The organism is Ruegeria lacuscaerulensis (assembly GCF_013031245.1).
Classification (GTDB): Bacteria; Pseudomonadota; Alphaproteobacteria; order Rhodobacterales; family Rhodobacteraceae; genus Ruegeria; species Ruegeria lacuscaerulensis_C.
The window spans coordinates 23,524-30,744 of sequence record NZ_WPZL01000037.1; the positions used below are offsets into that span (position 1 = coordinate 23,524).

The window sequence follows — 7,221 nt, forward strand, 5'->3', positions numbered from 1 at the left end:
GCTGAGCAAACGTCGGCTTTGGAACCTCATGACAACACCTTAAACAGCAATCACGAATTCCAGTCTGAGTCGCTATTCCAGCCGGTATATACAGGCACAGATACTGCTACTGGCAACGGTGATACTCCGCCGTTCCTCAAATTTGATAGTTTTGGTTAAACGTGACGCAAAGACCTCGGAAACCTGAGCTGTACCAGGAATACCGGAGCTTTCCATTCTCGCTGCTATATTCACTGTTTCGCCCCAAATATCGTATGCAAATTTTGCCTTTCCGATAACGCCTGCAACGGCAGGGCCGGAATGCAATCCGATCCGAACGACAAGGGGGCTTCCTGTGTCAGGTCGCTCAAAGTGCTTTGCAGCAGCTAGTATGTCGCGAGCAAGTTCCATGGCCCCGTCTTCCGGGGTGGGATGAGGTATTGGTGCACCGACGGTGATCATTATGGCATCGCCGATGGTCTTAATCTTCTCGGCGTCGTGTTGTTCGATGAGATCATCAATTGCTACAAAGAATTTGTTCAGGAACTCAACGATCCTTGCCGGTGGCTGGTCTCGGCTCATTTCAGTAAAGCCGACGATATCGACAAACATGACCGCAACACGCGGATGTTCATCTGCGATCTGATCTTCTCCGGCCTTTAACCTGTCAGCCACAGTTACGGGCAGAATATTGTGCAAAAGGCGCTCACTTTCGCCATGCGCAATCTCAAGGTCTTTTTCTGCCTTTGAAGCCGCACGAATGAATGGCATCACCATCGCCAACATCAGAATGGGCCATGTCACGACCCGCATCGCGAGATCCCCTGACGTAACCTGGAAATGAGAATAAAGGGGCGCATGGGTCAACATGTACTCCTGTGTGAACACAGCTGCCGCCAACGCGAGTGCCGAAAGAACCAACGACAAAATCAGTGGATAAAAAGGCTGTACGTAAAGCAGAACGAGAACCAGCAGAATTGCGTTCAAAGCACCGAACTCGGTGCCTACAGAAATCGTCGCAGCTATTGCATGGGAAACAAGCTCGGCTAGCGCAAGCCAATAGGCCGAACGGAACCATCCCTTATACAAAAGCAGCATGCATGTTGTGAATACGATGACGCTGCCAACGTTGAACCAGGCCATGAGCCAAACTTCCCGGTCCAGGAAAAACAGGATCGACAGGCCGTGGGTGACACCCGCAAGGAAGTAGAAAATGCGCCAGTAGACAAAATATCTGGCGACCTCTTTGGAAACCCAGGTAGGAGCAGTGGTTACAGCGCTAAGCCCGCGCTGAATTTTGGAAGTGCCCCGACCAAAGAAGCTGGGGTCACTCCTTCTTATAAGGCTCGATTGACCGTTTTTTTTCACAATCCCATCTGCTCTTTGATGCCACCGATGAAGGTCGCGTCGTCAGCAGCCTTCCGATTGGTCAGCAGGAAATCGGCATCCTGGCCCGCACGGTAACGCAGTGTGTTGGAGCCATCGGTTACTGCCGCCCAGATCACTTCTGCTACGACTTCGGGAGGGGACGGCGGGAACTTCTGATTTGCAAAAGAACCCATAACAGCGGATACGACACCTTGATACTCGCCAATCGCGGGCTCATTAGCAAAATCGAAACTACGCCCAGAGAAATCTGTTGCAATCATGCCCGGTTCCACGATTTTCACTTTTACTCCGATAGCCTCCAACTCGTAGTGCAAAGCTTCAGAGATGCCTTCGACGGCAAACTTGGTGCCGTGGTAGAGAGTGCCTAACGGGAAGGTCATTTGCCCACCGATGGAGCTGATGTTGACGATGGTGCCGGATTTCCGGGCGCGCATCTGAGGCAGAACCGCTTTGGTCACTTCCAACAGGCCGATGACGTTTGTGTCGAACTGGCGGCGAATGCGATCCATGTCGAAGTTTTCCAGCGGGCCGTAAGCTCCGTAGCCCGCATTGTTCAGAAGAACATCAACTCCGCCAAACCTGTCGAGCGCGACTGCAACCGCAGCTTCGATGGACGCCGGATCAGTCACGTCAAGACGCGTGACCAGCACATTATCCAATGCGGCCAGTTCCGCGCCATTTTCGGGTTTTCTCATCGTGGCGACGACGTTCCATCCCTGAGCTTGGAAGTACTTCGCAGTCGCCTTGCCGATGCCGGTCGAGGCACCGGTGATCAAAATTGTTTGTGCCATTTTCATTTCCATTTGTTTTCGTGTTTGGTGGGGTGTGTGAGTGGTGGTTTGCGAGGGTAGGTGGTGCTTGGATTAGGCCGGGAAGCGGGCGTTGAAGCCGGCCGCGATGTCAAGGACGTCGCCGGAGATCATTGCGGCACCGTCCGAGCAAAGGAATGCTGCCACGTTTCCGACGTGCTCAGGACCATAAAAGCCCTGTGGCAACATATGCATTTGTTGCGCAAACCCTTCGAATTGTTCCCATTCGAGGGTCGTGCCGGGCACCATGGTTGAAAGGACATAGTCGTTTTCAAGAAGCCCGGTTCGGACCAAAGTTGGGCAAAGTGCGTTTGCAGTTACATTATGCGGGCCCAACGCTTCTGCCGTTGTTTTGGTCAAGCCAATGACTGCCCATTTCGTGGCCGAATAGACTGGGAAACGCTGTGACCCCATGCGACCGGTTACCGACGCCATGGTCACGATACGGCCAGAATTCTGCTGGCGCAGGATCGGCGTGACGGCCTGTATGGTTTTGATCACGCCTTTGAGGTTGATATCCAGAACCAGATCAACTTCTTCCTCGGACAACTCTTCCAGGAAACCGGTCTGCGTGATGCCTGCATTCGGGATCACAAAATCTACGCTGCCGAATGTATCCATCGCGGCTGTGACGGCTTGCTGTTGTGCCGCCATGTCGCGCACGTCACCCTTGATAGTTATGGCTTGCACGTTATGGGCTTCGATCTGAGCCTTCGCTGCATTCAGGTCGCCCTGAGTGGCGAGTGGATAAGGCACCTCTGCAATTTGCCCCGCCACATCAAAAAGGACCACGTTGGCCCCGCGTGCGGCCAGCGCGTCAGCGCAAGACAAGCCGATCCCGCGTGCTGCGCCGGTCACGATGGCGGTCTTGCCCTCAAAATCACGCAGTTGCGAACCACCTTCCTGTGCCTGTGCTCGAGTGGCGCCGGCCAGGCTGGCTACGGCGAAACCAGCTCCTGCGGCACCGGTCATAAATGCGCGGCGTTGCAGATTAGTGTTTTCAGTTTCGTGAGACATAACTCTTTCCTTCAGGCGCGAAGCCTGTTGTTCGATTGGCAAGTTTAATGGGAGTGGCTGGCGGGCTAGAGGCGCCCGCTAGCTGGTGAGGATAAGATCAGACGAAGGATACTCCGTTTTCCGCCATAGGCAGGGTGGTCACTTTCACACCCGACAATGCGCGGATTGCGTTTGCCAGTGCCGGTGCCGACGGAGGCGTGCCGGGTTCTCCAATACCTGAAGGGGCTTCGGCGGAGGGTACGATGTGAACGTCAATCGCGGCGATATCGCTGATGCGCAGCGGCTCATAGTCCGGGAAGTTGGACTGATCCACCGCGCCACCCGTCAGGGTGATCTTGTCGCGCATCACGTGACCGATTCCGTAGCCGGCACCACCCTGAACCTGAGCTTTGACGACATCCGGGTTTACCGCAATGCCGCAGTCCACGGCACAGGTGACCTTTTCGATTTTGATGCCATTTTCCGCATCGCCAGATACTTCGACCACCTCAGCCACGTAAGAGCCAAAGGACTTGTGTACCGCGATTCCCTGAGCGCGACCGGCGGGCGCATTGCCCCAGTTGGCCTTCTCCATCGCCAGTTTCAGAACGCCCGCTTTGCGCTTCTGATCTGCGTTGCTGTCATCGGCCAGATGGGCCAGACGGAACTCGACCGGATCGCGGCCAGCGGCCTCGGCGACTTTGTCCATCATGGTTTCCATCACGTAGGCTGTATGGGTGTGACCCACCGAACGCCACCACAGAACCATGGTTGCCTTGGGCGTATCCGTCAGACCCAGCGCCATGCCGGGGATCGTGTACGGGCTGTCCGCGATACCTTCGACCGAGCTGTGATCGACGCCGTCCTGGACTGCGAAAGCTTCGAACGGGGTGCCTTTCATGATCGACTGACCGGCCACCTGATGCTGCCATCCAACGATATCGCCCTGGCCGTCCAGACCGACACGGACCTTGTGGCCAAAGGCCGGGCGGTAATAACCGCTGCGGATGTCGTCCTCCCGGGTCCACACCAGCTTAACGGGTCGGCTGCGATCGGTGAGGATGAAGGCCAGAGCGGCTTCGACCTGATAATCCGTTTCTGGTGTTGCGCGGCGACCAAATGAACCACCGGCCAGCAACGTTTTGATTTCGATCTGCTCGGGCGGCAATTCAAATATCTGCTGAAGGGCGTAATGAACGCCAGTCGGAATCTGGCAGGCGTCGTGCATTACGATCTTGCCGTCGGCCGACTGTTCGATGGTGCAGTTCATCGGCTCCATCGGGGCATGAGCCAGAAGCGGGAAGTAGAAGGTCTCTTCCAGAACCGTGTCCGCACTGTCGATTGCCGCCGCGACCGCTGCTGCATCCGCTTTGTTCACGTTGTACTGAGGTTCGGCGTCCAGAGCGGCGCGGATTTCTGCGTCGATCTGGTCAGAGCTACGAGTTTCAGCCGCCGACACATCCCATTCGACGTCCAGTGCTTCACGCGCCTGAATGGCTGCCCATGTGTTTTCGGCATAAACCGCCACACCGGCCTGGTTGGGCAGAGTCGCTGCGTTGATGAAGCCTTTGATCTCCTTCGAGGCGCTGTCGTCAAAGCCGGTCACCAAAGCACCACGTGATTCCGGGCGCTTTATCAAGACGACCATCTGGTTGGGCAGGTGCAGGTCCATACCGTATTGCGCCTGACCATTGACCTTGATCGGCGAGTCCTTGCGGCGCAACGCTTCGTTGCCGATCAGGCGGAACTCGGACGGGTCTTTCAGACGCGGCTCGGCAGGGGCCTCAAGTTGCGCAGCCGCCGCCACGAATTCGGCGATTGGAGCCGACTGTTCACCTGCTTTGACGATCCCTTCCTCAATGGTGATACCCGACGCGTTCACACCCCAGGTCTGTGCGGCGGCGGCGATCAGCATCTCGCGCGCAGCAGCGCCAGCCTGACGGTATTGCTGCCACGAGTTTGCCATGGCAGTCGACCCACCAGAGCCCTGAACCTGCCCGAAAAACAGGTTGTTATAGACCTGTGGATTCGACGGGGCGAACTCATACTCGATCTGATCCATGTTTGCGCCGATTTCTTCGGCGACCAGAGTTGGCAGGCCGGTTGCGGGGCCCTGACCCATCTCGAAGTGCTTGACGATCACGGTCACAGTGCCGTCGGCATCGATCTTCACGAACGGGTTGAATTGAGCGTTTTCCGAGGACGCGGCAGCGAGTGCGCCATCAGGGCGTGCGCCGACCAGAAGTACGGCACCAGCGGCGGCTGCGCCTTTCAGAAAGCCACGGCGAGAGGTGTTGACGGTCATAGATCAGGCCTCCAGGATTTCAGAAGCGCGCTGGATACCAGCGCGGATACGTTGATAGGTGGCGCAGCGGCAGGCATTGCCCCACATGTATTCGTCGATCTCTTCGACGCTCGGCTTGGGGTTTTCCGACAACAGGCCGACAGCAGACATGATCTGCCCCGACTGGCAATAGCCGCACTGGACCACATCCAGCTCAACCCATGCCTGTTGAATGGCGGCGCCGATTTTGTCTTCGCTCATCGCTTCGATTGTGGTGATCTCGGCACCTTCGACGTCTTCGACATAGGTTTGACAGGAGCGCACGGGCTGGCCATCCACGTGCACGGTACAGGCGCCACAAGACGCAACACCACACCCAAATTTGGTTCCGGTCATTTTGAGCTCGTCCCGGATAACCCACAGAAGCGGGGTGCCCTCGGACGCTTGGACATCGCGCATCTGGCCATTGATCTTCAAGCTAGTCGCCATGTCGGCAATCTCCCTTTTGGATTCGAAAAGCATTGGGGTTTCCCGGCTCGAATGGACAAGTAGACTCGGATACGCAATTTGTCAACATGTGCTTTACAAGTGGACGACTCGGGTCTAGATCGGTCACATGGCAATGAACGAAAAGAACCAGAAAATCGTAGAGGCTGCGTTTGGTCTATTCGCCCACTATGGTGTTGCGAAGACGTCTATGACCGAGATCGCGGCCGCATCTAAAGTGTCGCGCCAAACGCTGTATAAAGCATATGAAAGCAAAGAAGATTTGATCTTTGCAGCCCTTCTTCAATACGCTGAAAGAACCAAGGCTGACATCGAAAGCGCCTGCGCAATAGCAACCGATCTTGAGGATAGACTTGAAATACTATTCAAGTTTATGTGCGCCGCCCCTTTTGACGCCATGCAAAGGTTTCCGCATCTCGATGAGATAATGGAAATTGGGGACAACCTTTCACCCGAGCGTGTTAAGCAAATCAGGGGCAACTACCTTGGAGCAATCGGTGTCGTGTTGGCACCATTCGAAAAGGATTTGACCAGCGCGGGTATCAAACTGCCGCTGCTTCAGAACACGATCAAGAGTATGTTTACACAGATCAAACGTGACGCAAGTGACGTTGACCAACTCAAAGACCTGTTTGATCCATTGCGAGCAATGGTAGTGTTTTGCGTTCAGGGCAAGCCTTAACGTCGCACTGCGATTTCCGTCATCTGCAGATTCTGCACGCGCGGCGAATGGCCGGTAAGCGGGCTGCTACCGCAGCATCTTGAGGGCAGGGCGAAGGTCTGGATTGGGCCGCGACGGACCCTCGATCTTTTCGATACGTATGTGCTGCGCTACTTCCAAAGTCGGCTTCGAGCCCTTGGCGATAGTCGCGAGCACGGCTAATAACTAAGGAGGGGTTCTTCGACTCGTCGACTCGGCGAGCGCCTCTGGACGCGAGGACGCCGACGAAGGCGCTGTCTTTCTTAGAGAACTCTCTTCGTGACCCAGATATCGGGTTGAGGTTTTGTTGCAAAGATTTGAGCTCATTGAGTTGTTTCAGCAAACGCTTGTGAGTCAGGTGGCGAGCTCAGCGAACTGCTGAAATGGGCAGAGTCCGGGCGTGATTTGACCTTTGCGGATCATGTGCGCCACTTCTATTCCGTCGAGCACTGCCGCCGCTGATGTAAAGGCCTTGAACCCCAGCATTGGCCGCGTGCGTCTCTTGATGAAACGGTGGTCCTGTTCCACGATATTGTTCAAGTATTTCCGCCTCACCA

Annotated in this window: 7 protein-coding genes; 1 reads left to right on the forward strand and 6 read right to left on the reverse strand. The window is 55.7% G+C overall.

Annotation, left to right across the window (positions count from 1 at the left end; translation table 11 throughout):
* Nucleotides 1–72: 72 nt before the first annotated feature.
* The 5 genes from GOX66_RS26220 to GOX66_RS22610 form a co-directional block, all read right to left on the reverse strand.
* Entirely contained in the window at nucleotides 73–1,347 is a 1,275-nt protein-coding gene (locus GOX66_RS26220) for an adenylate/guanylate cyclase domain-containing protein (RefSeq protein WP_170765709.1), read from the reverse strand.
* Complete coding sequence (locus tag GOX66_RS22595; RefSeq protein WP_170765711.1) at nucleotides 1,344–2,159, reverse strand: SDR family oxidoreductase; 816 nt, start codon at nucleotides 2,157–2,159, stop codon at nucleotides 1,344–1,346. Before GOX66_RS22595 ends, GOX66_RS26220 begins: the two co-directional genes overlap by 4 nt.
* A 72-nt stretch (nucleotides 2,160–2,231) precedes the next feature.
* Entirely contained in the window at nucleotides 2,232–3,194 is a 963-nt protein-coding gene (locus tag GOX66_RS22600) for an SDR family NAD(P)-dependent oxidoreductase (RefSeq protein WP_170765714.1), read from the reverse strand.
* A gap of 97 nt (nucleotides 3,195–3,291) precedes the next feature.
* Entirely contained in the window at nucleotides 3,292–5,478 is a 2,187-nt protein-coding gene (locus GOX66_RS22605) for a xanthine dehydrogenase family protein molybdopterin-binding subunit (protein ID WP_170765715.1), read from the reverse strand.
* A 3-nt stretch (nucleotides 5,479–5,481) separates the two neighbouring features.
* A complete protein-coding gene (locus GOX66_RS22610; RefSeq protein WP_170765717.1) occupies nucleotides 5,482–5,946 on the reverse strand; it encodes a (2Fe-2S)-binding protein in 465 nt (154 codons plus the stop codon).
* A 127-nt stretch (nucleotides 5,947–6,073) separates the two neighbouring features.
* Between GOX66_RS22610 and GOX66_RS22615 the strand changes: the two genes are divergently transcribed.
* On the forward strand, nucleotides 6,074–6,646 hold the full coding sequence (locus tag GOX66_RS22615) for a TetR/AcrR family transcriptional regulator (protein WP_170765719.1): 573 nt from the start codon (nucleotides 6,074–6,076) through the stop codon (nucleotides 6,644–6,646).
* Between the two features lie 372 nt (nucleotides 6,647–7,018).
* Here the strand turns inward: GOX66_RS22615 and GOX66_RS22620 are convergent.
* Nucleotides 7,019–7,221, reverse strand: a 203-nt coding sequence (locus GOX66_RS22620) for a DDE-type integrase/transposase/recombinase (RefSeq protein WP_170765721.1), incomplete at its 5' end; no start/stop codon positions are given.

Coding starts and splice junctions, on each gene's coding strand:
- GOX66_RS22595 (WP_170765711.1), bottom strand. CDS start 2,159: ATGGCACAAACAATTTTGATCACCGGTGCCTCGACCGGCATCGGCAAG.
- GOX66_RS22600 (WP_170765714.1), bottom strand. CDS start 3,194: ATGTCTCACGAAACTGAAAACACTAATCTGCAACGCCGCGCATTTATG.
- GOX66_RS22605 (WP_170765715.1), bottom strand. CDS start 5,478: ATGACCGTCAACACCTCTCGCCGTGGCTTTCTGAAAGGCGCAGCCGCC.
- GOX66_RS22610 (WP_170765717.1), bottom strand. CDS start 5,946: ATGGCGACTAGCTTGAAGATCAATGGCCAGATGCGCGATGTCCAAGCG.
- GOX66_RS22615 (WP_170765719.1), top strand. CDS start 6,074: ATGGCAATGAACGAAAAGAACCAGAAAATCGTAGAGGCTGCGTTTGGT.